The sequence below is a fragment of the Halobacteriovorax sp. YZS-3-1 genome (assembly GCF_047084945.1).
Taxonomy (GTDB): Bacteria; Bdellovibrionota; Bacteriovoracia; order Bacteriovoracales; family Bacteriovoracaceae; genus Halobacteriovorax_A; species Halobacteriovorax_A vibrionivorans.
Genome location: NZ_JBKIYI010000001.1, coordinates 1,182,971 through 1,209,556, shown reverse-complemented (window position 1 = coordinate 1,209,556; position 26,586 = coordinate 1,182,971). Strand labels below are relative to the sequence as shown.

At 35.8% G+C, this 26,586-nt stretch carries 25 protein-coding genes; 18 read left to right on the top strand and 7 right to left on the bottom strand.

The annotated features are described in order from the left end of the window. The first annotated feature begins 9 nt into the window (after window positions 1-9). From ACMAZI_RS05840 to ACMAZI_RS05825, 4 genes are all read left to right on the top strand, one after another. Entirely contained in the window at window positions 10-1,311 is a 1,302-nt protein-coding gene (locus ACMAZI_RS05840) for a TolC family protein (RefSeq protein WP_120405134.1), read from the top strand. Beyond that, window positions 1,311-1,973: an efflux RND transporter periplasmic adaptor subunit gene (locus ACMAZI_RS05835; protein WP_412473577.1), complete on the top strand. Its 663-nt coding sequence runs from the start codon at window positions 1,311-1,313 to the stop codon at window positions 1,971-1,973. The genes ACMAZI_RS05840 and ACMAZI_RS05835 overlap by 1 nt, the downstream gene beginning before the upstream one ends. A gap of 9 nt (window positions 1,974-1,982) precedes the next feature. Continuing rightward, a complete protein-coding gene (locus tag ACMAZI_RS05830; RefSeq protein WP_412473578.1) occupies window positions 1,983-5,057 on the top strand; it encodes an efflux RND transporter permease subunit in 3,075 nt (1,024 codons plus the stop codon). A 162-nt stretch (window positions 5,058-5,219) separates the two neighbouring features. Continuing rightward, entirely contained in the window at window positions 5,220-5,810 is a 591-nt protein-coding gene (locus ACMAZI_RS05825; protein ID WP_114705149.1) for a hypothetical protein, read from the top strand. Window positions 5,811-5,855: 45 nt separating this feature from the next. On the opposite strand, the gene ACMAZI_RS05820 is transcribed toward ACMAZI_RS05825, so the two are convergent. Continuing rightward, complete coding sequence (locus tag ACMAZI_RS05820; RefSeq protein WP_158536711.1) at window positions 5,856-6,218, bottom strand: c-type cytochrome; 363 nt, start codon at window positions 6,216-6,218, stop codon at window positions 5,856-5,858. Between the two features lie 133 nt (window positions 6,219-6,351). Here ACMAZI_RS05820 and ACMAZI_RS05815 point away from each other — a divergent pair, with 133 nt between their 5' ends. The 6 genes from ACMAZI_RS05815 to ACMAZI_RS05790 all read left to right on the top strand — a co-directional run bounded on the left by ACMAZI_RS05815 (window position 6,352) and on the right by ACMAZI_RS05790 (window position 12,856). After that, window positions 6,352-7,239: a DMT family transporter gene (locus ACMAZI_RS05815; protein ID WP_114705151.1), complete on the top strand. Its 888-nt coding sequence runs from the start codon at window positions 6,352-6,354 to the stop codon at window positions 7,237-7,239. 160 nt (window positions 7,240-7,399) lie between these two features. After that, window positions 7,400-8,158, top strand: coding sequence for a glutathione S-transferase family protein (locus ACMAZI_RS05810; protein WP_412473579.1), 759 nt, complete (start codon window positions 7,400-7,402; stop codon window positions 8,156-8,158). A 78-nt stretch (window positions 8,159-8,236) separates the two neighbouring features. Further along, entirely contained in the window at window positions 8,237-8,941 is a 705-nt protein-coding gene (locus ACMAZI_RS05805) for a 5'-methylthioadenosine nucleosidase (RefSeq protein WP_120405138.1), read from the top strand. Window positions 8,942-8,950: 9 nt separating this feature from the next. Beyond that, window positions 8,951-9,370 carry a hypothetical protein gene (locus tag ACMAZI_RS05800; RefSeq protein WP_114705154.1) on the top strand — a complete coding sequence of 140 codons (420 nt, stop codon included), beginning with the start codon at window positions 8,951-8,953 and terminating at the stop codon, window positions 9,368-9,370. Window positions 9,371-9,378: 8 nt separating this feature from the next. Beyond that, complete coding sequence (locus tag ACMAZI_RS05795; RefSeq protein WP_120405139.1) at window positions 9,379-11,325, top strand: bifunctional 2',3'-cyclic-nucleotide 2'-phosphodiesterase/3'-nucleotidase; 1,947 nt, start codon at window positions 9,379-9,381, stop codon at window positions 11,323-11,325. A 151-nt stretch (window positions 11,326-11,476) separates the two neighbouring features. Next, window positions 11,477-12,856 carry an HAD-IG family 5'-nucleotidase gene (locus tag ACMAZI_RS05790; RefSeq protein WP_114705156.1) on the top strand — a complete coding sequence of 460 codons (1,380 nt, stop codon included), beginning with the start codon at window positions 11,477-11,479 and terminating at the stop codon, window positions 12,854-12,856. Here ACMAZI_RS05790 and ACMAZI_RS05785 read toward each other — a convergent pair. Then, window positions 12,846-13,808: a histone deacetylase gene (locus ACMAZI_RS05785; protein WP_412473580.1), complete on the bottom strand. Its 963-nt coding sequence runs from the start codon at window positions 13,806-13,808 to the stop codon at window positions 12,846-12,848. The genes ACMAZI_RS05790 and ACMAZI_RS05785 overlap by 11 nt on opposite strands. 189 nt (window positions 13,809-13,997) lie before the next feature. Between ACMAZI_RS05785 and ACMAZI_RS05780 the strand changes: the two genes are divergently transcribed. Next, the gene (locus ACMAZI_RS05780) at window positions 13,998-15,116 is read left to right on the top strand and encodes a saccharopine dehydrogenase (RefSeq protein WP_114705158.1); all 1,119 of its coding nucleotides are present in this window, start codon (window positions 13,998-14,000) and stop codon (window positions 15,114-15,116) included. On the opposite strand, the gene ACMAZI_RS05775 is transcribed toward ACMAZI_RS05780, so the two are convergent. Beyond that, complete coding sequence (locus ACMAZI_RS05775) at window positions 15,105-15,932, bottom strand: glycosyltransferase family 2 protein (RefSeq protein ID WP_199506594.1); 828 nt, start codon at window positions 15,930-15,932, stop codon at window positions 15,105-15,107. The two genes, ACMAZI_RS05780 and ACMAZI_RS05775, sit on opposite strands and share 12 nt — an antisense overlap. After that, window positions 15,922-16,851, bottom strand: a complete 930-nt coding sequence (locus ACMAZI_RS05770) for an aldo/keto reductase (protein ID WP_114705160.1) — start codon at window positions 16,849-16,851, stop codon at window positions 15,922-15,924. Before ACMAZI_RS05770 ends, ACMAZI_RS05775 begins: the two co-directional genes overlap by 11 nt. A gap of 74 nt (window positions 16,852-16,925) precedes the next feature. Between ACMAZI_RS05770 and ACMAZI_RS05765 the strand changes: the two genes are divergently transcribed. Continuing rightward, complete coding sequence (locus tag ACMAZI_RS05765) at window positions 16,926-17,942, top strand: hypothetical protein (RefSeq protein WP_114705161.1); 1,017 nt, start codon at window positions 16,926-16,928, stop codon at window positions 17,940-17,942. Further along, window positions 17,942-18,943: an SPL family radical SAM protein gene (locus ACMAZI_RS05760; RefSeq protein WP_114705162.1), complete on the top strand. Its 1,002-nt coding sequence runs from the start codon at window positions 17,942-17,944 to the stop codon at window positions 18,941-18,943. The genes ACMAZI_RS05765 and ACMAZI_RS05760 overlap by 1 nt, the downstream gene beginning before the upstream one ends. An 8-nt stretch (window positions 18,944-18,951) precedes the next feature. Here the strand turns inward: ACMAZI_RS05760 and ACMAZI_RS05755 are convergent, their stop codons facing one another. Next, window positions 18,952-19,911 carry a hypothetical protein gene (locus ACMAZI_RS05755; protein WP_133296837.1) on the bottom strand — a complete coding sequence of 320 codons (960 nt, stop codon included), beginning with the start codon at window positions 19,909-19,911 and terminating at the stop codon, window positions 18,952-18,954. Between the two features lie 238 nt (window positions 19,912-20,149). Here ACMAZI_RS05755 and rpmB point away from each other — a divergent pair, with 238 nt between their 5' ends. Continuing rightward, on the top strand, window positions 20,150-20,386 hold the full coding sequence (gene rpmB, locus ACMAZI_RS05750; RefSeq protein WP_114705164.1) for a 50S ribosomal protein L28: 237 nt from the start codon (window positions 20,150-20,152) through the stop codon (window positions 20,384-20,386). A 94-nt stretch (window positions 20,387-20,480) separates the two neighbouring features. On the opposite strand, the gene ACMAZI_RS05745 is transcribed toward rpmB, so the two are convergent. Next, the gene (locus ACMAZI_RS05745) at window positions 20,481-22,178 is read right to left on the bottom strand and encodes a S8 family serine peptidase (RefSeq protein WP_114705165.1); all 1,698 of its coding nucleotides are present in this window, start codon (window positions 22,176-22,178) and stop codon (window positions 20,481-20,483) included. Window positions 22,179-22,323: 145 nt separating this feature from the next. On the opposite strand from ACMAZI_RS05745, the gene ACMAZI_RS05740 reads away from it, so the two are divergent. Both ACMAZI_RS05740 and ACMAZI_RS05735 read left to right on the top strand, forming a co-directional pair. After that, the gene (locus ACMAZI_RS05740) at window positions 22,324-23,016 is read left to right on the top strand and encodes a hypothetical protein (protein WP_114705166.1); all 693 of its coding nucleotides are present in this window, start codon (window positions 22,324-22,326) and stop codon (window positions 23,014-23,016) included. 20 nt (window positions 23,017-23,036) lie between these two features. Then, on the top strand, window positions 23,037-24,044 hold the full coding sequence (locus tag ACMAZI_RS05735) for a DUF4340 domain-containing protein (RefSeq protein WP_114705167.1): 1,008 nt from the start codon (window positions 23,037-23,039) through the stop codon (window positions 24,042-24,044). On the opposite strand, the gene ACMAZI_RS05730 is transcribed toward ACMAZI_RS05735, so the two are convergent. Then, entirely contained in the window at window positions 24,041-24,931 is an 891-nt protein-coding gene (locus ACMAZI_RS05730; protein ID WP_114705168.1) for a hypothetical protein, read from the bottom strand. The two genes, ACMAZI_RS05735 and ACMAZI_RS05730, sit on opposite strands and share 4 nt — an antisense overlap. A 221-nt stretch (window positions 24,932-25,152) precedes the next feature. Here ACMAZI_RS05730 and ACMAZI_RS05725 point away from each other — a divergent pair, with 221 nt between their 5' ends. Together ACMAZI_RS05725 and ACMAZI_RS05720 are read left to right on the top strand one after the other, a co-directional pair. After that, on the top strand, window positions 25,153-26,163 hold the full coding sequence (locus ACMAZI_RS05725) for an HD-GYP domain-containing protein (RefSeq protein ID WP_162929650.1): 1,011 nt from the start codon (window positions 25,153-25,155) through the stop codon (window positions 26,161-26,163). A gap of 119 nt (window positions 26,164-26,282) precedes the next feature. Beyond that, window positions 26,283-26,507, top strand: a complete 225-nt coding sequence (locus tag ACMAZI_RS05720) for a hypothetical protein (RefSeq protein ID WP_114705170.1) — start codon at window positions 26,283-26,285, stop codon at window positions 26,505-26,507. Window positions 26,508-26,586: the final 79 nt, after the last annotated feature.

The following is a 26,586-nucleotide window of genomic DNA, read 5'->3' as shown; positions in this document are numbered from 1 at the left end:
GAGAGACAAATGAAACAACTAAAATATTTAGTTGCGGCAGCGCTATGCCTAATTTCCAGTGCATATGCAGCAAATTATAAATTAGATGAAAATAAAGTAATCGATTTAGCGATAAAGCGAAATGAAACTATCGGTATTGCTAAAGAAGAATTAGACCAGGCCCAAGAAGCACTAAGTAGCGCAAACTCAAACTACTTTCCAACTCTTTCGATTACAGCTGGCATAAGAAAAAGTGATGGTGAAGGAAACTTTGTTCCTTACGGATATGATTGGAATCACAACGGTACAATTCAACTTACTCAGCCAATATATACATTTGGAAAGATTAGCAATGGAAAGAGTATTGCAGAATCTGCAAAAAGAATTAGTGAACTAAATACAACGTCAACAAATGCACAAGTAATAAACGTCGCAAAGCAGCTCTACTACAGAGTTTTATTCAATGAAGAAATTGTTAAAATCACTTACGACTCATATAAGAACGCTCTTAAGAACAAGAAAGCTTTAGAGGATAGAGTTTCATACGGAAGAATTTCAAGAAATGATAATATAAAAATGCAAGCAGACCTTGCAAGTCGAAAACCAAATTGGATTATCGCCAAGAAAAATCTAAAAAATGCTGTTCTAGACTTAAAGAATTATCTCGCACTTGATTATGAAGATGAAGTTGAAGTATTAAGCACCCCACTTAGACCAAAGAAGAAAATTTCAACAACAAATGATCTAAATAAACTGGAAGAGACTGTTGATATCAAAATTTTAAAAGAAAATATTCGCCTCGCAGACTTTTCGGTCGAGTTAGCAAAGTCTCAAAGGCTTCCAGACTTAGGAGTCTATGTTTCTTACTCTCCTACTCTAGCTAAAACAGATCTCTTTGCAGGAGAAACAACTCATGACCAAAAGGATTTAACATTTGGTGTTCAGTTTAGTTTTGACTGGGACCTTGGCGGAAGCAAGAACTCAGAAGTTGCAATAAAAAGAAGTGACTACAATATTGCCACACTTAAATTAAAACAAATGAAGCGTGAAATTAGAACGCAATATCTAAAGCTTAAACAAGACTATGAAGGGCTCCAAGAAAGATACGATGCGGAAGATGAAGCAGTTGAGCTGGCATCTTCTTCTTATAAAGTTGCTCTTAGTTCTTTTCGATCTGGTGGAGTTTCACAATTGCAATTGAATGATAGCGAGATCCAATTAACACAGAACCGACTAAGTCTTGCACAAACGAAATTACAAATACAAATAACACGTGCAGAAATGGACAGACTTCTGACAAAAACTAGTTCAAGAAATAAAGGAGGTAGATAATGAAGCAATTAGTCTTTGTTTTAATTATTGGCCTTATATACGGTGCGAGTCTTTTTGTTAAAGATAAGCAGATACAAAAACAAAAAATGAAAGTGACACCTACTGTTTTTACAATTAGAGAAAAAACCGGAACTCCAGTTAATATTACAAAAGTCTTAAGAAAGTCTTTCACTAATAATGTAATTGTAACAGGTAATAATCTTGGTTCAAAGATATATGCCTCAGTAGCACCCAAGATAGCGACACAAATCAAGCCCGGGGCCTTGGCCAGTATAAGGCTAAATAACGAATCCCTTTATGGATCAGTTGTCTCTGTTGAAAAACGAGCAAATCGTCTTTCAGGACTTCATAAGATTGTCGTCTCTTTTGCAAATCAAAAGCTACCAACGAATCTATACGTCATGAATATACAAACGAGTAAGACAAAGAATACTCTTGTTGTAAAAAGAGACGCTGTTTCAAATCGTGGTGGTACTGACCATGTCTATATTGTTAATGACGATAACACAGTTCAAAGAAGAGATATTGTCACAATTAGTGATAACAAGGAATACTTTGCTATTAAGTCAGGACTTAAAGAAGGTGAAAAAGTTGTCCTAAGTGATCAGCGTTATTTGAAAGATGGTGAGAAGATCAACATTGTTGAGTCCGTCTTAGAATAGGAGAAGAAGATGATTGAAATATTTGTTAAAAGACCTGCAACGACGATCATTTTCATTGCCATATTTATGGTTATGGGACTCGTCTCAATAGGAAACCTTATAATTGAGCCAACACCAAAAGTTGAGCTACCTATTATTACAGTACAAACAGTTTATGCTGGTGCATCTCCTGAGGAGATTGAATCTCAAATCTTAAAGAAAATTGAAGATGAGATTTCTGAAGTATCGCAAATTAAAAAGATAAAATCTGATGCTAGAGACAGCTTTGGTATCGTTGTGATCGAATTTGAGATTGAAGCTGATGCCAATATAAAGTCAATTGAAGTTAAAGATAAGGTAGAGGCCATCTTAAATGAATTTCCAGATGGTGCAGATCGACCGATTATTGCTAAATTTGATCCACTCATTAGACCGATTGCAACTCTTGCATTATCGAGTTCTAAACACGATTTAACTGAGACTTATGAATATGCCGATAAGAAACTAAAATCGAGGCTCTCATCAATTAATGGAGTCGCTTCCGTTGATATCTTTGGTGGACAAGAAAGAGAAATCAGTATCGAACTTGATAATAACCTTCTTATTCAGAACTACCTTTCTATTGAAGATGTTATTACTGCAATTTCTCGAAAGAACTTAAATATACCAGGTGGTTCAATCAAACGTGAAAACTCTAATATTAGTGTTAGATTTGTTGGTGAATTTGCCAATGTTGAAGAGATTAGAAACCTTGAAGTTGTCTCACGAGAAGGACAAGTCTTTAAGTTAAGAGAATTTGGTAGTGTCACAGATAGCTTTAAAGACGTTGAAACAATGGCAAAGTTCAATGGTAAAGACGTCGTAGGTCTATCGATTTTAAAGCTCTCAGATGGTGATGCGATCAAGATTGTTAACACAGTAAAAAACTCTCTTGATGAAGTTCGATCTGAACTTCCAGAAGGAATGAAGCTTGAACTAGTTGTCGATACAACTAAGATCACATTGAATGACACAAAAGGGACAATTCAATCGATTTTTATCGGTATTGGGTTAACAATTGCGATTCTTCTAACTTTCTTAGGTGATTGGCGTGGTGCCTTGATTGCAAGTATCGTTATTCCGACTTCAATTATTTCGACATTATTTATTATGGATATGTCGTCATTTTCGATAAATGTTATGACTCTCCTTGCTTTTGGTACCTGTCTAGGTACATTAATTGCCAATGCACTTATTATCATTGAAAACGTATATAAGCATTTAAAGATGGGTAAGAGTTCAGAGAATGCAGCAATTGATGGAACAAAAGAAGTTCTCTTGGCCGTAATGGCATCTTCAGGAACTAACCTTGTTGTTTTCACTCCCCTCGCTTTCATGGGTGGTGTTGTTGGTAAATTCATGTTGCAATTTGGAATGACTGTTGTTTATGCGACAATTTTCTCAATCCTAGCTTCAGTAACCCTTACGCCAATGCTTTGTGCCCTCTTACTTAAAGACCCAGATACTTTAAAAGGTCCGTTTCCAAAATTATCTCATCTTGTTGATCGCCTTCTTGGTTGGGTAACAAAACAATATAAGTGGTTCTTTGATAAGTTCATGAGCTGGCCGATAACTTCCATTATCATCTTAATGGGAATCTTTTTTACAATCGTCTACCCTGCTGCGCGAGTTGGTAACGAGTTTCTTCCAAAGTCAGACCGAGATGAGTTTACGGCCTATATTCTAATGCCAGACGGTACACCAGTAGAGAAAACAGCGGAAGTTTCGCAGCAGGTTGCAAAAGTTATTAGAGAATATCCTGAAGTAGTTTCAACTCTTGCTGATATTGGATATGACGGTGAAGAGCGTTCAAGAATTACAGTAAATATGACACCAGCAGCTTCAAGAAAGAGAAGCTTCAAAGACGTCATGGACGATATTCTTCCTAAAGTTTCAAATATTCCTGAAGCTGAAATTACACTCTCTGGTGGTAATAGAAACTCAGGTAACGAAGGTGATATTACCATTAATATCACGGGGCGAAATTTTGATGAAATGATTATTGCTTCTAAAAAGATGCAAGAGATTATGAAGAACTCTGGATACTTTAGTTCTATTGAAAGCTCATACCGAATTCCAAAAATGGAAATTCAATTTATGTCTGAGCCTCAAAAAGTTATTCGTCAAAACCTTTCAAGTTCTCGACTAGGTGGAACAATCCGCGCCCTTGTTAATGGAAACGACGATGCAGTCTACAAAGAAGATGGTGAAGAATACGATATCAATGTCACACTTGCTCCAGAGTTTAAAAGAAATATATCTGATTTTGATAAATTCTTAATTCATGGAAAAGATGGTCTTATCCCAATCTCAACTCTTGGTGATGTAAAAGTCGTTGAAGCAACATCGCCACTAAAAAGACGTGATAAAGAAAGAATTATCCAAGTTAAGGCCTATGTCGTAAAAGGTGTAGTCGGTGCTATCATGGGAGATCTTGCAGGAAAGTTTAACAAAGCGGACCTTCCAGAAGGAACGAAATTCATGTTTGCAGGGCAAGCAGAAAGCCAAAAGGAATCACAACAAGAAATGGGTAAGGCCTTTATGCTAGCAGTAATATTGACTTATATGCTTCTAGTGGCCATTTTAAACTCTTTTGTCTTCCCTATTTCAATTGGCTCAGCAATTCTAACTTCTTTTCTAGGCTCATTCTTAATGATGTTCTATACAGACCAAACAATTAATATTGGTTCAATGATGGCCATCGTAATGGTTGTAGGTCTTGCTGTAAATAATGCCATTCTAATGATTGAATTTACCCAGCAAAAACTTGATGAAGGATTTGAGATAAAAGAAGCACTATGGTTAGGGGCCAAAGAAAAGCTAAAGCCCATCCTTATGACCTCTATTGCAATTATTGCAGGTACTATGCCCCAGCTCTTTATGATCGATAAGATCAAGTCTGCAATGGGTGCAGTTCTCGTAGGAGGAATGTTAGGCTCAATATTCTTTACTTACACCCTCGTTCCAACAATCCACCTTGTTATCTACAGAGTAAAGAAGTGGATCACAGGTCTTGGAAAACAAAAAAAAGAACAAATAGAGAGCGCTCCCCAGCCTCTCAATTAATGCATGAATGCATAAAAACTCTCTCTTGGGCCCTGCAGGTAATGCAGGGCCTTTTTTTTGCTTATATATTAGTCACCAGCTATGTAAATTTTCTGCAAATCACCACTAAATTCCTGACTATGATATACATGTTCATTATTTATTGAAATATGAGAGAAGTATATGAAATCACTAATTTTAACGTCAGTACTATGTAGTGGAGTTTGCCACGCAACACCTGTTAATAAAGTAGTTAAAGTAATGGATGGAAATCTATCTACTTGTAGCTCAAAGCAGGATGTCTTTAGAAATAAATTACAATCCTATCGAGTAAAGAGCTATAAGGCCAAGCAGCAAAGTGGAAGTGTTGAGTTAACAATAAATATTCAAATGCTAGAGTGTAAAGAGACAGACAAAGGCTTTGCATTCAAAGAGAAGAATATCTTTGATCTTTTCTCATATCGAACGTTTCGCAATGAAGAAGTTAGCGTTATAACAAAGTCAGCTAACCTCCACTTCTATAAAGACGGCTCATATAAAAGCCTATCTAAAGTTGCTATTAAGGATTACTCAAAAGAGTCATCAATTACTGTAAATTTCGATATTCAAGATCTTCTTACAAAGGAAGAGCTTAGAAAGTATCTAGATGGACAGGCCGTTACAACAAGCTTTGATTTCAATTTAAACCGTAAAGTAGAAATTTCAAATGATGAGATTTCAGATGAATACAATCAGAGTTATGGTGGATTTAGAATTTTCTTAGAAGTTAAATAGAATATATAAAAAAGGCCGCTATAAGCGGCCTTTCTTTTTATGGAATTACTTTTGTAACATTCCTTTAAATTTATCCTTAGACATTGTGCTTACATAAGCAGCTACATCTTTGATATCTTTGTCAGAGAGACCTCTAATTTTAGTCCACATCATTGTCGTGTACTTAGTCTTTCTCTTCTTTGACTTAATTGCTGTTACTTGCTCAGCAATATAAGCAGCATCAAGACCTGCAATTCTTGGTCCTTTAACGATTGCTAATTTTCCATCTTTTGCTTTTCCCATACCATCAGCGTTGTGGCATAGAGCACAGTTTACTTTTTTGTAGATAGCTTTACCTTTTGCAGCGTCTCCAGCGAAGGCACTAACACTAAGTAGAGCGGCAACAATAGTGATTTTAAATAAATTCACAATATATCTCCTTTATAATTATAGCGTACACATACTTTATGAAATTATCGGCAAATCGTCAGCAAAATTTAAAGAAAATATACCCTTCTAACTATAGTTTCGGCTATACTCTTGAATCTTAGTGAGGACTAATATGAACAAGAGCGTTATAAGCCTTATTTTAGGCACCATCTGTATAGGCTTAGCACCAATTTTTGTAAAAAACTTAAGTAGTGATATATCTCCTAGTATGATCGGCGCCCTTCGTTGTGGAATTGCTGGATCAATACTTCTTCTTTACCAATTATTTATTAAAAAACACTATATCAAAGATATTCGCTTCTATTCTATGACGGCCGTCATAGGAATATGTTTTGCTTTAGACTTATTTGTCTGGCATCGCTCTGTTCACTTAATTGGAGCAGGAATGGCAACAATTTTAGGAAACACTCAAGTCTTTTACTTGCTAGTTTTTGGACTTATTCTTTATAAAGAAAAAGTCACTTTAAAAAAGTTATTAGTCTTCTTCTTTGCTTTTTCTGGTGTCTTCTTAATTCTAAAGGGACAAGTCAAATTTTATAAGTCGGAAGATTTCTTTTGGGGTGTATTATTTGGCCTTGCAACTGGTCTTTGCTATTCTCTTTATACAACCTCAATAAAGAAAACAACATTATTAAACTTTAAAAATAAAATCACAGCATTAGATATCATTACATATTCTTCTCTTGTTACTGGACTTCTATTATTAGTAAGTGCTCAGTTTGAGAGCGGTTACTCACAAGTTAATATTACACATTTACCTTCAGTAATGGGACTGGCCGTGCTTTGCCAAATAATTGGTTGGTCTCTTATTAGTTACGGACTAAAAAAAGCACCCCTTTCTGTCTCTGGTCTAATTATTTTACTTCAACCAGTAATAGCAAAAATCCTTAGTATTTATCGATTTAATGAGCCATACTCATCACTTGAAATTGTGGGTGCGGCCATTCTCTTAATTTGTATATATCTCGGTACTCGACTATCAATACGCTCTTCGAATTAAGGAGAAAATTCACAAAATCTATTTAAGCACAAGGAGACAGGAGCGATTTTTTCGACTTAATTCATTTAGAAATAATTATTTTGTTTCAAAAAGCTTATTAAAGTTGAACGTTTCTTATATTTTCTCTAAATAATAATCGAACGTATCCGATTGTTAGCTCATGAATAAAATACTTTACTCTTGGTCTGGTAGTGACGAGATCGAATCATTTAGTCCATCGTGCTCAATTATTAATCGATGCTTATCATTTTTAAATATTGATTTTGATATTAAGGCCATCCCCCTTGTTTCAGAATTAAATGGTGCCAAGGATAAGCTTTCTGGCCTTCCTATTATTCAAGATAGAGATAAGAAATTCTTCGGGGTACGAAACGCTATTAAATACCTAAAAGAATTAAGAGAAGAATCTGAGCTATTCCAAGTGCCACAAAGTCAAATGGTACAAGAACAAATGCTAAGAGACTGGGCACTGACAAGTCTTAGGGCCTCATGCGTTTATATGTCTTTCATCAATCCAAACGGCTACGCTACTATAAAGAAGAAGTTTCAAAAAGCGGCCAAGTATCAATTTGATAAACAAGAAGATCTCAATAAAGTTGCAGAGCCAATAAAGGAAGCACTACTACATTCAACGTTTAGTTTTGATATTTTTAGACTTGAACCAGAATTAGGGAATTCTCATTTTGAAGAGCAATTAAAATACATTGATGGCCTTGTTACCACAAATGAGTTTCTACTTGGTAATCAGATCAAATTAGTCGACATTATAGCATATTGTCATCTTAGTTCGAGCTTACTTGCTGCCAGTGACTTTTCAAAAAAAATAAGACCGAAGTATCCTCGTGTATCTCGATGGTTACTAAGAGTGGCCGCTCAAACGAGATCAAAGAATAATATTCATCCCTCACATCTCGACTAATTAAAAGTAAGGCACAAATATTTCAATTAATGACGAAAGTATTCTACACTATTAGAGTATTATTATTTGAGGTATTTAATGAAGAATATTGCTGTAATCATGGCCATGGATTCAGAGGCCAAGCCTTTACTAGAAAAACTTAAAATTAACCCAGATCAAGCTGAGAAAATTGATGATCATCTACCAATGAAAGTCTACAAAACTCAATATCATCAGCACAATATTTCAATTATTATAAGTGGTGAATGTAAAAGAAATAAGGTTCAAAATGTTGGGACAGCACCTGCTGTTATCTCAACAATTACTGCCATAAAAGACTTTAATGCAGACTTTATAATCAATGCTGGAACGGCCGGTGGATTCAAAAAGCGTGGCGCCGATATTGGAAAAGTCTATACTGTGGAAACAACAGTTTTTCACGATCGCCGAATCCCAATTCCTGGCTACCAAGATTATGGAACATATAAGTCACAACATGATATTGCAAAGAAGTTTGCAACTCTCTTAGGTATCGAAACTGGTATTATCTCAACAGGTGACTCTCTTGATATGAGTCCTGAAGATGAGAAGCTTATCGAAAGTAATCTTGCTCTTTTAAAAGATATGGAAGCTGCAGCTATTGCATGGGTAACAGACCAGTACTCGATTCCTACCCTATTTTTAAAATCAGTTACCGATATCGTCGATGGAGAACATCCAACAGAGGAAGAGTTCTTTGCTAACTTAAAATTAGCATCAGAAAATCTCGGTGAAAAATTAATCGAATTAATCGAAAAAATATAGGAGAAAACAATGATGAAGTATGCACTTGCAACACTTATTTCTTTACCATTACTAGCAGCTCCATGCGCAGGACAAGAAGGTGAATATAGAATTAATGCTGATGGATCTCAAGGTGGATTTGTCGCAACCACGGCCTATGTTTCAGATAGTGTCTACATCGGAGAGAATGCGCAAATTTGTGATAAGGCCCAAATTACAGGTCATGCTAAGATAACTGGTAATGCCATTATTTCAGACTATGCTAAAGTATGGGGCAATGCTCATGTTTATGGAGATGCAGAAGTTTTTGATACAGCTTCAGTATGGGAAAATGCAAAAGTTTACGGCCAAGCACAGGTCTATGGATTTGCAGGTTTAAAAGGAAATGTCGAAGTATATGGAATTGCCCGCATGTTTGATGCAACTTATTCTTCAGGACGTTATTACTAGGATTAAATATGAAAAACTTCTTCTTACTTTCACTTTCACTCACTTTTTTAATTAGTTGTCAGAATCAGACACAAGTTAAATTACGTATCATCGAAACAACTGATATTCATGGGTACTACAAAGATTATGATTATTATCAAAATCGTGAAAGTAAGAAGTATGGACTAGTTAAAACAGCAACCCTCATTAAGAAATACATTAAATCCGCAGATAATTATACTTTGGTCGATAATGGTGACCTCATTCAAGGAAGCCCTATGGCCGACTTCGTGGCCAGCTATGGAAAAGAAGGAACCCACCCAGCTTTTAAGTTAATGAATCATTTAAAATATGATGTGGGTAATATAGGAAATCATGAATTTAATTACGGACTAGACTTCTTAAACGAGTCCTTAAAAGATGCTAATTTCCCATATATCAATGCAAACGTTTTCAAAGACGAAAATGGCAAACCAGGTGCTCCATACTTTAAGCAATATATTATTAAAGAAAAGGAAGTCGTCGATACAAAAGGTAAAAAACATAAATTAAAGATTGGCTATATTGGTTTTGTACCACCTCAAATTATGTTTTGGGATAAGGCAAACCTTGAAGGGAAAGTGATTGCTCGAGATATTGTCGAAGTAGCAAAAGAGCTAACCGTTAAAATGAAAAATGAAGGTGCTGATATCATTATTGCCATCCCCCATTCGGGAATTAGTACTGATAAATATAAACTCTATGCTGAAGACTCTGTCTTCTATTTAAGTAAGCTACCATTTATTAATGCTATTGCTTTTGGTCATACTCATGCAGTATTTCCTTCTAAAGAATATGAAGGGATCGAAGGTATTGATGCCAAGAAAGGGACTATCAATGGTAAAGCTGCAGTTATGCCAGGAAAATGGGGATCTCATATTGGAATCATCGATTTAAAACTTAATTACGATGGAACTATTTGGAGTGTCATTGATGGGCAGTCTAGTGTCGAATCAATCTATGATCGAAACTCAGATATGAGTGTGAAGCCTGATTTAGAGTTAAGTGAGATCATAGAAGAAGATCATCAAAGAACTTTAAAATTAGCAGACAAGAAAATTGGTTCTTCAAAACAAGACTTCTATAGTTTCCTTTCTCTTATTCAAGATGATGCAACAACTCAAATTGTATCAAATGCACAAATGGACTATGTTAAAAAGGCCATTCAAGGAGATGCTAACTTAAGTGATCTTCCTGTTCTATCAGCTGTGGCCCCTTTTAAGGCCGGTGGAAGAAAGAATGATCCAAATGGTTATACAGATGTCTCAAAAGGTGAATTAACGATTAGAAATGCAGCAGATCTCTATCTTTATCCAAATATTCTTTATGCCCTAAAAATTACAGGTAAAGATGTCAGAATGTGGCTTGAGTGTTCTGCTGGTATGTTTGCTCACATTGATACTAACTACTTTAAGGAGCAACCTCTTATCAACTGGGGAGGATTTCGTACTTATAACTTCGATAATATCGATGGTGTTACTTATGAGATCGACGTCACAGAAAGAAGACATTTTGACGAAGACTGTAAAGTTCTAAACAAAGACTCTTTTAGAATTAAGAACCTAAAGTACAATGGTAAGCCGGTAAAAGATAATCAAGAATTTATTCTAGCAACAAATAATTATCGCGCTACAGGTGGAAAATTCTCGGGAACAGTAAAAGAAAATGTTGTTATTACAGCTCCTGATACTAACCGCCAAGTACTAATAAATTACATTAGAAGTGAAAGTAAGAAAAAAGGTTTTGTTGAAGCAAAGCCTAATATGAATTGGAAAATAAAATCAGTTCCAAATGCTGAAAAACTAAAAGTATATTTTGAAACCTCACCTTCAAAAAAGGCAAGCCGATTTATAAAGGAGAATGCAATCTATCCTTTAAAGCGACTGGATGGCCTGGATGAAGAAGGTTTTGCACGCTATCAAATCAACCTAAAGTAGTGGCCATACACATACTTACCAAGAGCGTCATTAAGGTGTAAGTCATTAGATTTACACCTTAACACATTAATAATATGACTTTTTATTCCTTTGAAGCTAAAATCTACGGTCCGAGAATAATTCTTGGATAGATTTATAAAAGGAATTTAATATGTCTGTTTACGTCAATAGAACATTAAACATGAAGAAGATCAAGGCCATCGGTTTTGATATGGACTATACATTAGTTCGCTATAAAACAGAGGCATTTGAAAAATTTGTTTTTGAACTTGTACTAGAAAAACTAGTTGAGATTAAGAAGTATCCAGCAGAGATTACCAATATAAAGTTTGATTTCAACCAAGTTATTCAAGGCCTTATTATTGATAAGTTAAGAGGAAATATTCTTCAAACAAATCGCTATGGAAAAGTTAAGATTGCAAAGCATGGGACAAAGTCAATTGACTTTCGTGACCTAACGGAAATCTATGGCAATAGTATTATTGATCTAAATTCAGATCAGTATCAATCATTAGATACAAACTTCTCAATTTCAAATGGAGCAATGTTTTCAAATCTAGTGGATCTAAAAGATAATGGCCTGAAATTACCAGATTATGAGACTCTATCTAGCGATATAAAAGAAGTCATTGATATTGCCCACTCTGATGGTTCACTTAAAGGTCATGTTCAAGAAAATCTTGAAGACTTTATTATTGCAGATCCGGAAGTTGCAAAACTTCTTGAGCGCTTCAAGAGATTTGGAAAGAAGCTTATTCTTATCACTAATAGTGAATGGAGCTGGACAAAGAGCCTTATGGAGCACACGATTGATCCATTCCTAAAGGAACACGATAGTTGGATGGAGCTTTTTGACATTTCAATCTGTCTTGCATTTAAGCCACGCTTCTTTAGTGTAAGTAATATGTTCTTAGAAATTAATCCTGACACTGGATTTATGACAAATGCAGAAGGACCTCTAGAGCAAAATAAAGTCTACCAAGGTGGATGGGCAGGAAAACTTCAAAAAGACCTGGGACTAGAAGGTGAAGAGATTCTTTATCTAGGAGACCATATCTACGGTGACGTTCTAACATTAAAGAAAACTTTTAATTGGAGAACTGCCTTAATCTTCGACCCTCTTCAAAGTGAAATCGATGCAATTAAAAAATCAGCACCGACACAGGCCTTAATTGATGCCGAGATGAAGAAGAAAGAAAAGCTTGAGCATGAACTTAATAAATTAGAACTTCTTAAGCACGAAGATCCTGAAAAGTATAACAAGGAAGATATTGGAAAAATCTTTAGTGAGATTGATAAGATCAACACTAAGATTTCTCAACATCTTGAAACTTACAGACAATTTTTCAATCCTCATTGGGGAGAGATGATGCGTGCTGGTTTAGAAGAATCTCGTTTTGCTGATCAAGTTGAAAAGTATGCCTGCTTTTACATGGCAAAGATTACGGACTTACTTGAATACACTCCACGTACGTACTTTAGACCAACGAAGAGAGTCTTAGCTCACGAAATTACAGAGCCTAATTTTTAAAAGTATTTTGTAAGAATTGTAAAAAGACGCGGTATACCTCGTCACCATATCCCCCGGCCATAACCCAGGCCTGGGGAATTTTTCTCTCTTCTAAAAAGTTCTTCATAAAGAGATCACGCTTTAAACACTCTTCCAAACTAAGCTGAATTCCTTTTGCACTTTCAAGAATGTCTTTTTCATAAACATCGGCACCTTGAACGACAATACAAAGGTCGTACTTATCAGAAATTAAATCCTTCACTTTTTCTAACTTCTCTAAATAATTATCATCAGCAGTTACAGGAATATCCCATGTACTAGGAATAAAGCTTGAATTCGTTTTGTCTGGATTATCCAAAGGCCAGCCATCTTTCATGTGAATAGAGAGACAATCAATCGTCTTATCATCTTTTAAGATCTCTGCAGTACCATCACCTTTATGAGCATCCATATCAATCACAAGGCACTTTCCTAGGCCCTTTTCTTTTTGTAATTTTCTAATGGCGATAACAATATCATTAAAGAGACAAAACCCTCCTGGTTCACTACTCTTTGCATGGTGCATGCCACCACCAAGGTGATAACTAAAACCAGTTTCTAAAGCATTTTCAGCGGCAAGGTATGTCCCTTCACAGTGGGCAAGGGCCCTCATTATAAAATCTTTCAATGGCCTTTTTGCACTATCTGGTTCGTAGCGATGAAAAGATCCATCATCATTAATTAGTTCATAAGCTTGTAAGACGAGATTTGTCGAATCACCAACAGCTCGCATATAGAAGCGATCAGTATGGGCCAATAAGAGATCACTTAATTTGAATTTAGTAAGCCTACGTCTTTCAAGAGATGGATTATCTTTAAAATTATCTAGTATTCTTGTGACACGTTCATCCTTAAGAGGAACTCCAATACCGTAATCAAGATAACTTCCAAGAGAGTCTTCCATGTAGAAAATTTTTGAGCTTGTTTTGGTCATTACTAAAACCTTCGTTTTCGGACTTGCTTATCAATACTAATATTATATAGTTATACCTTAATCCCACTTGTAAATCTTACAAAATTTGGCAAATTTCAGGCCCTGAGCTTATATTTTGCTATACTTGTTAAATTATATTTGTTCGTAAATTCGACAAATTAGGGATGATATAGATGATTAGGAGATTGGATGATTTATAAGACTTTATGGTTACGCCATGAGACAAAGCCATTTGAGCAGCGAAGTGCCCTCACGCCAGAGGCGGCCAAAGCTATACGTGATCTCGGCCATGAAGTTATCATCGAAAGATCTCCAAGTCGTATTTTTAAAGACGAGGAATTTGAAAAGCTAGGCTTTAAAATGATGCCAAGTAACTCTTGGATCAATATGGCGCCTAAGAATGCATATATCTTAGGTCTAAAAGAGCTGGATGCAGAGAAGTTTCCTCTCACTCATCGCCACATTCACTTTGCTCATGTTTACAAGGGTCAAAATGGGGCCAATGAAATGCTTGATCGCTTTATTCAAGGTGATGGTAAGTTATTTGATCTTGAATACCTTGTGGATGAGAATGGAAAGAGAATTGCAGCCTTTGGTCGATGGGCCGGTTTTGTTGGTGCAGCAATTGGACTTAAGAATTGGATTGCTCAGCAAAGAGGAGAAGACTTCAATGCAAGCGCTCCTTTAAATTCATATGAAAATCAATTTAGTCTTATCAACGAAGTTGCCAAAGATCTTGAACAGCTTCAAAAACGACCTCGTGCCGTTGTCATTGGCCACCGTGGACGTTGTGGTATTGGTGCAAAACAATTTCTAAAAAGTGTTGGTGTCGAATTCTGTGCATGGGGACGAGAAGAAACAAGTGTCCAAAGACCAATTAGAGCAATTTTAGATTATGATATCTTGATAAACTGCACTTTAAATACAACTAAAGCAAAACCATTTCTTGATCTTAAAACATTAGAGCAAGAAAGAAACTTAAGTGTTATTTCTGATGTTAGCTGTGACCCAACCGGGCCATGTAATCCACTTCCAATCTATGACGATATCACAACAATTGATACGCCAACGACCAGAGTCGACTTGGAAGAGTTACTTGAGGTTACGGCCATTGATCATCTGCCTTCACTTCTTCCAAGAGAAAGTACTGAGGAATATGTTGAGCAACTACTGCCTCATATTATCGATTTATTAAACGGTGATATTGAAGACTCTCCATGGGAGAGAGCTTTAGAGGTTTTCTATGCTAAAACTATTGAACTTGGATTAGAAAAGAGACTTAGTGAAGAGCCACAATTACTTATGTAGTGTAACAAAGCTTGCAATACTCTTTACTTCTTCATAGTCTTTAAAATTTTGATGCTTCTTATAGCCTTTCATTAAATACTGACATTTTTTATGACAACTTTCTAATAAGGCCTTTGAACGTTCTTCACTAAGTGGCCTATTCTGTAATATCCATGCCATACTTTTCACACGCCAGTAATCCATGGCAAAGAACTTAAAAGAGAGTTGATCTTCATGGCCGCCATACTTATTCACAAACTCATTTTCTAAAAAACCAATATCATACAGAGAAGTTACTTTTAGCCAGAAGTCATAATCTTCACAAACCACGAAATCTTCTCTCATCCCACCTATTTGTTCAAAAAGTTCCTTCTTCATTAAAACACTAGAGGGAGAAATGACACAGCCTTGTAACGATCGGATAAACATATCACCACCATGCTTTTGGTGATGTTTTTTCTGCTTAACAACCTTTCCATCTCTTAGCCACCTCTCAGCAGTATGAACTAATACCTTTCCTGTATTTTTTAGGTAGCTAACCTGAGAGGCCAACTTATCTCGATGCCATTCATCATCAGAATCTAAAAAAGCAATATAATCACCTTTTGAGTTCTTTACACCAAGATTTCTTGCACTAGAGACTCCAGCGTTTTCTTTCTTTAAATATTTAATTCTTTTGTCTGAAAATGAGCCGACAACATCATGAGTATGATCAGTTGAGCCATCATCTACAATAATGAGTTCTAAATCATTAAAACTTTGATTTAAGACGGAAGTAATCGAGCGTTTTAAAAAATCTGCACGATTATATGTAGGAATAATAACACTAACTAACACTATTGATTATATCTTCCAACATTTCATTAGTAATGTTCTTCTCTAAACTATCGATAACACCATCTAATTGTTTTAAATTTCTAGCACCACAAAGAATCGTACTTAACTCATCATGAGAAAGGTTAAAGTGAATCGCAAAATCTAGACCTGTCATAGCGTGTTTATCCAATGCAGGTTGCATCCTTTCAACAATTTCATAACGACTCTCTTTATCCATGGCCTTCCACCATGGGGCCCACGAGCGACAGTCACTCTTATCAAATTTACGATCGCGATTAACTCGTCCAGTAAGAATCCCTTTATCAAGAGTTCCCCAGCTCATGAAGCTAATATCGTTTTCTTTAACTATTGGAAAAATATCATTTTTTACATCTTGTTCAAAAAAGTTGAATTGAGATTGAATCACTTCAATCTTATCCACTTCACTAGCAAGCTTAAACTCTTCAGGTGTAGTATTACAAAGGCCGATATGTTTGATCTTTCCTTCGTTCTTTGCTTTAGCTAATACTTCAACTGTTTTACGAATATCAACATTTTCATCAGGCCAGTGAACCATAAAAAGATCAATATAATCACTTTGAAGATCACGTAGAGATTGCTCAAGCATATCTCTAGTTACTTTTGGATCATTGCTCATATCCACACGTTTATTCTCATGCCAAGTAACACCAGACTTAGAAATGATAAAAGCCTTCTCTCTTTGTCCATTTAAAGCAAAGGCCTTGCCTATTCGCCTTTCACTTTCTCCAAAGCCGTATATAGGAGCTGTATCAAAGATACGAACGCCTCGATCAAAAGCGTGTTGTAGAAGAGTAAGAGAGTCAGACTCACTAATATCTCCAAATCCATAACCAGCGCCTTCTCCAGAGATACTTGCGCCACCAAAAGCAAATTTTCCATATTGGTCTAGTATTTTCATAATTTAAAAGTATCCTCTGTCCTAAAATGCGTAAAGACTTGACGCACCGATAGATTAAAAGTTATTCCAATGGAATGGATCTACTAGTTTTTGCACACCGCGGTGAAGCACAATGCTTCCTAAAAGAGATGGAGCTTAAGGCCCACCCATTAAATAACTCCCTCTACACTCTAGAGGATCAGAGTGTTGCGCTTATTATCACAGGAGAAGGCCATAATAACGTTCTAACGGGACTTAGCCTCGCTCTAGGGCAACTTAGTGGAAATGTTCAAAGAATCATTAACTTCGGTATTTGTGCTGCCTTAAATGAACAATTACAAAAGAATGAAATTCACTCAATTAGAACAATCTATGGCCAAGATGAATTTAAAAGCTTTCAAACAATAGACACTCAGGCAAAACACGACCTCATCACAGCAAAACAAAGACTTTTAGATACCAAAGAATCTCAAAAGCTTGAGCACATTGCCCCACTAGCAGATCGAGAAGGATGGGCCATAGGCCTTGTTGCCAAGCAAGCAAATATCGATCTTTTATCTTATAAACTTATTTCAGACCATGTTAGTGATGCACCAATATGCGAATATATTAAAGAGCTTTCTCAAGATTACTCTCAAAAATTATTTGAATTCTATCAAGAATTAGAACTAGTAGAGAAAGCCTCATCAATTGAGAATCCATTTAAAGAGCAAAGCGACTACTACTTTACACTTTCTCTTAATCGAGAAGTCTCAAACCTGTGCCAGCAACTATGTGTAAAGTACGAAAAAGAAAATATTAATGACATCATCGATACAACTTCCCTTCTAAACTTAGAGACGACCCCAAAAAAGAGGGCCTTAAAGCTAAGGGATCAACTAAAAGAGAAGCTTTATCCTACACGCACAAAAATTCTAGGACAACTTGATAGCTTTATTCAAGATGCAGGCTTTGAGAAGAAAGAGCTCACATACGACCCAGCAATTGAGAAAGTCTTTTTAAATTTAAAAATAAATATCAAAAGCGAAAAAGATATAAAAGAGCTTACTCGTAAACTTAAGAATATAGACTGGCACGAGTACCAATCAATTATGAATGGAGAAAATCTTTAATGAAGATTGAAAAGATATTCATTGAAGAAGAAGCTCGAAATGGAGAAATTGCTCTCTCTCTTCCAAAGCGCTTTCCAAAAGCACAAGTTGTATACATAGATAATCATGCAGATATCTGGGGAAGAGTAAAAAAACCTTATCTCCATAAGAGAGATTCTCTAAATCTCTTCATTGCCCACAAAAAAGGCTCTTTAGTAAAAGAAGCTCCTGATGCATATGGAATCTCAGGTGAGCCTCATTATTACTTTATCCACGCTTATAATTGTATTTATGAGTGTGACTACTGCTACCTTCAAGGATATTTTAATTCACCGGATCTTGTTCTCTTTGTTAATCATCAAGAAATTATGGCAAGCATGCAAGAAATAGCAGATAAAACAACAGGCAACCTGTGGTTTCACGCTGGTGAATTCAGTGATTCCCTAGCTCTAACACACTTAACCAATGAACTAAGCTTCTATCATGACTTTGCAAAACGTAATTCAAAGTGCTTTATCGAATTAAGAACAAAGTCGGCAAATATTAAAGAACTGATGAAGCTTGATCCCTTACCAAACTTTATTACTTCATTTTCTTTATCGCCAAAGAATAAGATTAAATCACATGATCTTAAGACACCATCTCTTGCAGCAAGACTTAAGGCAATTGAGAAGCTGTATAAAGCGGGTCACCCTATTGGACTACACTTTGATCCCGTTATTCACACAGATCAATTCGAAGAAGAATATCAAGAACTAATAAATGAAGTCTCTAATATCATTCCACTAAATAAAGTAGAATATATCTCAATTGGTGTTGTGCGCTTTACTAAAGATGTCTACTCACAAGTAAAAAAGAATTATCCAAAAACAACCTACTTTCATTCGGAGCTTACAAAAGGTGAAGATGGAAAGATTCGCTACCCAAGGCCAATGCGCCACTGGATTTTAGGTAAGATTAAAGATATGTGCTTAAAGGCCGGCGCTATTGAAAAGGCCGTCTACTTATGCATGGAAGAATAATCAACCTCTTAAAACTGAAGATAGATATCTAAGTAATTATCAATTAACTCTAAACTTCGGGCGGCTGACTGCTTCTGCCTTGCTTGGTATTCCATATATACATCACCAGGATTAACGACTTTTAAATTATCCGTTTCAGGTGCTTCATAAACAGATGAATAGACTGCTCTCAACTCATCATAAATTGACTCGAGCTCAGTAAAATAAGACTGATCCGCCCCAGATAAGAGTCCTACACCTTTTAAAAGTGTCAGATGCATTAAAATATTATCTTGTAAGTAGTCGTTAGAAAGGGACTTAAAGATTTCGGTTGTCATAAAGCCCACAATATTTTCTTTTTGAATCGCAGTAAACTCACCTTCTTCAGCTAACTCAATAATAGATTCAAAGAAAATCGTTAAGTTGGACTGACGACATACAAGAGGGGCCCTCAAGATCTTTCCAAAGTCTGTTGCGCTTACTTGTTCATAAGAAGATAATGCGTACTCAGCTCTTTCAACAAAACGAAGAGCCTCTTGCCTGGCCTTTACATCATTATAAAAAGTTACAGCTCTTTTAAGATTCATTATAACTTCATCTGGGTTTTGAAAATAAGAAGAATTAATTGGATCGATAATTTGTGATGGTGGCAGATTTGAGTTGATACTCTTTTCACAATCTAAGTTGAGCATCTCAAGTTTTTGAATTTCGCCACCTAATTGTGCAAGTTCTCCTGCAGGCAGGCCTTCAATTGTGACGACTTGATCATCACTTCTCTTATACTCATTATCTTCATGGAATTGCTTTCGTGGAACAAACTTCTTTTTAGGAGTATTATTTGAAAAAGGTTTGAGTTCTTTTTGACCTTCAGATTCGTAATGACCCCTAACCTTCTGTGGTAGATAATCATCCTGATAGAAGTGGTATAGGAAGTAGCTCACCGACATAGCTACTAGAATTATGAAAAACAATAAAATACGTTTTTTCAATCTTACAACCTCTCCTCTTCCTTTTAAGAGGATAACTACCTGAAATTAGTTATTTATATCTAATATGATATCGACAGCGTTTTGCTATGTCCAAGATTCTTTGATAACTACTTGTAAAAACCATAAGATATTGCTCATTTTGCACAAAAATGGTTGCACTTTTATGACGATATGTTTATATTCTACAACCTAATAACCCAAATATTAATGTAGAGTTTATATAAATAAGGATGAAGTGATGGCACGTACATGTGATTTAACTGGAAAAAGAAGACTTGTTGGTAATAAAGTTTCTCACGCTAAGAACAGAAGCAAAATGACTCAAAAACCAAATCTTCAAACAAAGAGAGTATATGATCCTGTAACAGGTGAAACAATTAAGCTTAGACTTTCAACTAGAGCAATTAGAACTCTAGATAAAGTTGGATCTCTTTCTAAGTTCCTTAAGAAGTACAAGCACCTTTGGAACGCTTAATTAGATTTTAATTCTAAGACTTTAAGTCATTTAGATATAGAAAAGGCCAGCATTTAGCTGGCCTTTTTATTTATGGCTGTTTATTTAAAACAAATTAGTATTGAACATCAACTTGATCAATAACAAATCCCCACTTCTGAACTGAACGGTCTGACTTAAATGTTAATTTAAGTGTTCCACCTTCAGCAAAGAAAGAAGTGTAGTTCTCACCGCTACCAGTTACCTTCTCAATTAAAGTACCTTTAGCATCTCTAATCTCGATGTAGTCATAACGATTCTCAAGGTCAAACTTACGAATTCTTAGACGAATGAATTTTGCACCTTCAACTTCGTAAACAGTTTCCATAACTTCATTTTCTGAATATGGGTGTGCTGACTCAAAAAGAGGAGCATCAACTGTTTGCCAATCTTCTGGATTTGGCTCGTTTCTTTCAGGAATTGTATTCGTTAAAAGATTGTAAGCGTTAATACGTCCAGAGTTAATAGTCTTACCTCTAAGTGCCGCTACTGGATCAGAAGTTACCATAACTTTATTTCTGATTTGTAGTGGAGTTAGATCCTTATTTTCAGCTAGGAAAAGACCAATTACACCTGAAACATGAGGAGTTGCCATTGAAGTTCCTGAGTAAGAAGCATATCCACCATTTTTAACAGTTGATAGAATCTCATGCCCTGGTGCACCAATATGAACTGTTGAACGTCCGTAACAAGAAAAGCTTGCTAGTTCATCAGCAGCTGTTGTTGCAGCAACTGAAATTACGTTATCAACATTGTAGTTTGATGGGTAGTGTGGTCTTGAATCGTTATCAGTTGAAGAGTTACCTGCTGCGGCCGTAAATACGATACCTGCATCATTAGCTCTTTCGATTGCTTCTTGAAGTGCTTCAGAGCGTCCGCCCCCTCCCCAAGAGTTTGACATAATATCAACACCAATTTTTGTAGCATAATCAATTGACTTGATCGCAGCTTCAGTTGAACCTGAACCACTATCAGTTAAAAACTTAACCGCTACAAATTGAACATCTCTCATTACACCAGCAACACCAATAGCGTTGTGTGAAGCACCGATTGTTCCTGCACAGTGTGTACCATGAGAGTGTCCATCAATAGGATCACCGTCATTATTAGCGAAGTCATAACCATGGATATCATCAACATAACCATTTCCGTCATCATCAACACCTGGCTGACCATTTGCTTCTGCTTCGTTTACCCACATTTGATCTCTTAGATCTGGGTGGTTGTAATCAATCCCTGTATCGATTACAGCGATTTTAATTGCGCGATCACCTTTTGTGATTTCCCATGCCTTAAGTGCATCAACGTCAGCACCTTCGACAGCATTTACACCACGTGGCCCATTAGAACCAGTGTTTCTAAGTCCCCAAAGTTTTCCAAACTTAGCATCTGCTGGTGTATAGTATGCACCATTATCAGAAGCATCTTGATAGTTTAGAATTTCATCAAGAACATTTGTGTGTACAATTGGCTTTACGATTTCGTAAATGAAGTTAGGCTCAGCATATTCAACTTCTGCTCTTTCATTCATTTGCTTTGCAAGAGTGTCAATTGACACAAGTGATTCATTAAACTTCACAACATAAAGGTCACCTGATGATAGCTCGATACGACGATCAAGTGATGCTCCCGTTAGTGAATGTCCAAAAAAGTTCTCTGCTGCAACATCTTTCTTAAGCTTTACAATCAGTTCTCCTGGAACATGATCAGCTGCAAGTGGTGAAAGTGCCATTGCTGAAATAATAGCTGGCGCTAAAATAGATTTAATACTCATTAAGATCCTCCTAATCCTTTATCTCCCCTTCCATAAGGAGACCATACTAAGACTAAAAATATGTCTGCTAACTAGTTTACCACCATTCAAAGGGCAAAAATTTCAAAAGATACAAAATATTGAAAATGTGAGAAAATGTTAGTTAATGATACACGGAAAAAGTAACGACCCAGTCCTTATAAAAAGAATACCAGTAAAAGTCTGGACTCTTCGATCTGAAGTAGAAGAGGCCGTTCGTCTTCGCTACAAAGAAGGCGAAAAGCCTGATTTAGAAGACCTAATCGAAATTTATAAAGACAAAGGTGAGCTTCCTGTTGCTGAAGAAGTTGAAGATGATAACAACGAACTTGATCCTCAAGCACTGGCAGATGCAGCAATGAATGGAGAAGAAACTGACAATGTTACTCCGATAAATGAGAAGAAAGTTATCAAGCAATTTATTCCCGATCTACCAAAAGAAAAGCTTTTTAGTGGGAATTTATTGTTATCAGAACTCTACATGGAAGGTATGTATTTCTTCTGTGAACGAGAGTTCACACAGGGTCAATCAATCGTTGTTGATATCCAAATACCAAATCGTATTATCCTAAATGGAATCGTTGTTTATTCGCGAACTTTTAATATGAAAAGTCGTATTATTTCCAACGCTTCTCTACCCTACCGTACAGGGATAAAGTTCACATTTCTTAAAGAGGGTGAAAGAACTCTTCTTAGAAACTTTATTAAGTCATTTGAACCAGAAGTGGCCCAAGAGGCTCCAAAGTCAGTAAATGCAACTCCGGCATCACCAGCAGGAGGAGATGATGATGACGAGCTGGATATCTTTGACGATCTCTAATAAGAATTCTAAAATTTCTTATGCAAAATATTAGACGTAACTATTTCTCAGCAAGCCTTGTTTCAATTCTCTTTGTGACTCTCCTATTTGGAGCTGTTATAAGCGAGTTTTTTCAAGCACCCGTGATAACTTCAAAAGAACTTTCGAATCTACAGTTTCTTTTCACAAGTGATCAAATTGATGACGTAGATAGTCTCTCTCTTGCATCAAACCTAGGACGATTTAGTCTTGCAAAGAATAATGGCCAATGGATTATTACTCAGCCTCGACGAATTAATGCCAATGAAGCGACAATCACAAAGCTTCTCGATTCACTAAAGAATGTAAAAATAAAAAAGATCTTTCCAAAAGATCCTATCAATTTATCAAACTTCTCACTCGATAATCCAACTTCAACTATTACTCTAAAGAATGAGGATGGAATTGATGAAACAATCTCTTTTGGACTAATTAATCCAATTGATAACTCGACTTATGTTGTGAGTGATAGTGATAATGCTATCTACCACGTAAACGCTGTAAAGTTCTCTCTGGAAAAACTAGACCTTCCATCTCTAATTGATTCACGAGTCTTTAGTTATGCTCCAAGTGATATTACGGCCATTACTGTTATAAATTCAGGAAAGCTGCGTTTTGCTTTTGAAAGAAATAAGAATGACATATGGATATCTGGAAATAATGCTTTAAATGATGAATTAGTCCAAGACTTTCTTGTTAAATTAACAAGCTTCAAATCGAATCTTATTTTAGATAAGAGAACAGATAAAATGAATGAAAGAATTGAGCGCTACCTAAAGAAGCCATATTATAAAGTTATTGTAAAAATTAAATCAGGAGAAGAGATTGAATATGACCTTTCATGGGTATTAACTTCTCTACCAGACTTAAATATTGAGAAAAAAGAAAACTTTATTATTCGTGCATCAAATAGAGAACACCCGTTCCTTGTAAGTAAGGAATACCTAAGTGTACTCTACAAAAGAATAAGAAGCTTTAGACCAAGTCCACTCAATAAGATAATTTACTAAGCTATTAACTTATTAAGAATTTCAGACGCTACACCTTCAACTTCATCAATAACATGTTGAATGGCCTTACCTACTCTGTGGTGTCTGATTGGAAATTTTGAAAATGGAACAAAGATGTAATAAGTTTCACCTTTACATGTTTCCAAAGCATTTAAGTCGCTAAAGATATTATCATCAAAATCTATCTTTATACTCTTCTTCTTACTTTGGCAGATGGCCTCATCAAGTTCTTCATAAGTTTTCCCATTAGCGCTAAGGAGTCCCCCAACCTCAGCACTAAGGGAAATTTGGTCGGCCTGTGATAGACTTAAAAAATTCTTGTGCCCCTCAATTGATACAAGGATTCCCTTGCGACTCAATTGCACAATCTGTCCATCAACAGGTTTTAATATAGAATTCCAGAATGAAAACTTAGCCTTAAGATTTGTGTTCATTCTGAAGTCACGATGACTTAATGATAGGTTTGTCAGTAAGCGATCATAGACAAATAATTTATAAATATCATAATCAACCCATCTCATTGAATGCAGATGCATAAATGGACCGGCCTTATGCTTTAGAGATATTAGTGTTTGCTTATTCACATCAAACCAAAGATGCTTTAATCTCGGGTCAATATAGAAGTTATAGAGATCAAATAGAGTTGTCTCCATCTCACCTTTCTTATTCACTAACCAAACTGGAATCTCTTTAAAAGCTTCAAGTTCTTCTTTAACTTCACTGATACTCATCGAAGAAATACCACTTGAGTGACGATCTTTCATGGCCTCAATTAATTTCGACCAATTTGACCAATGTAGACTATATGGGCCGTCATCAAATAATTGAATAGATTCAAATAACTTAGGATCTGCAATATATTCTTCTAAATTCTTTAATGCGCTCATATCCGCCCTCTACTGGTCAACGATTTATTTCTTCGTATTTCCCCACTATAGCAATCTGGTTAATTAAAACGAGTGGATTGCTTAACTCTCTAGTAGAAGCCTTTATTTTCAATAATTTAGATACTGTAATTGACCATTTTCCCCACTTGGCAATAAAAGCGAATTATTGCCTATTTTCATTGGTATTTAATGATTTTGGTTACTTAAGTTATAATATGATCATGAATGCATTGGATATTTTCCGAAAATCCCATTTGGCCCTAAACCTCACACCTTTTACAATAAGGGAGCTCTTTAATATCCCGACAACCCCATGTGATGTTTTTATCTTTGAAGATGGTAAATTTAAGCATTCACTATATCGTGGCACCTATGTTGCTAACGATACTTTAAAGGAAATGATTGAAAGAGGTCATACTATAGTCTTTGCAAGTAATGAGCAAAGAGAAGAGTTAAAGGAATTACAACAAAACACCCTAAGACAGGTAACAAGATCCTTTTCAATGGGTGATACATATCAAAATTGCAAAAATCAGCTCAATCTTATTACCATTAATCTTCGCTATCTCTTTGAAGATCCAACGGATGATAATGCATTAAATCTTCAGTATCAAAGTCTAAAGGTTCTCGCCAACTTTCTAATAAAGAACCCAAAGATGCACGAGCCACTATATCGTTACTATGCGGCCCAAGGGCATCATTATATTTTTGCTCAACCCCTACTTTCCTCAATCTTTCTCGTAGGGATTCTGAAAACATCTCAACTCTATAATGATAAAGATATTGAGAACTTTTTTATCACAAGTTACTTTAAGGATATTGGAATGTCGGCCATTCCTATTGATAAATTCGATAAAGAGAATCTTTCTGAAATGGATAAAGTCCTACTTGCGAAACACCCAATTATTTCTGCAAGAATTCTGCAAGGAAGGATTCAGCTCTCACCTGCTCATATGAAGGTCATTGAAAACCATCACACGTTCAGTATTATCGATAAATACGACACTGATAATCAACATATCAAGAACCTGACTGTAACAGGTTTTGAAACGCTCATGGTTAACGTCTGTGATATCGTTGCGGCCATGATCTCAACACGCCCTTATAGAGAGGCTTTATCGATCTTTGAAGCCTTAGAGAAAATACGTTCACATATTGGAAGTGAGTACCCACACGAATTTAAAATTATCATTAACTACTTTCGCAATTTCTTTACAACATCAGTCAAGTAAAAAAAACTTTTCATAACGTTTCAAATATTTCAAAATAATAATTAACCAAGGATAAGGTTAATATATTTTTAATTACATATATTTAAATTAACAATTGCTAAATGCTCCAGGGAGGGAACATGGCCAGTCAACAAATTCCAGTAAGCCCGGTAACGGGAATAATTGCAGAAGAAAACGTCTTTATCGATTTTGGTGAGCACGAAGGAAAATCTATCCTTGAGATCCAAGATACTCTTCCAGATTATTACGATTACTTAATCAACAAAAGAGAAGAAGGAATTTGCACAATTCGTCGCAACCAAGATAAGTCATTTAGACTTTACGTTTCAAATACACTTCAATAAATTATATCGTGGGGCAGCAATGCCTGCCCTACTGTTTTCTTAACAAAATCTTAATAAACACCCTTTTCTCCCTATGCTA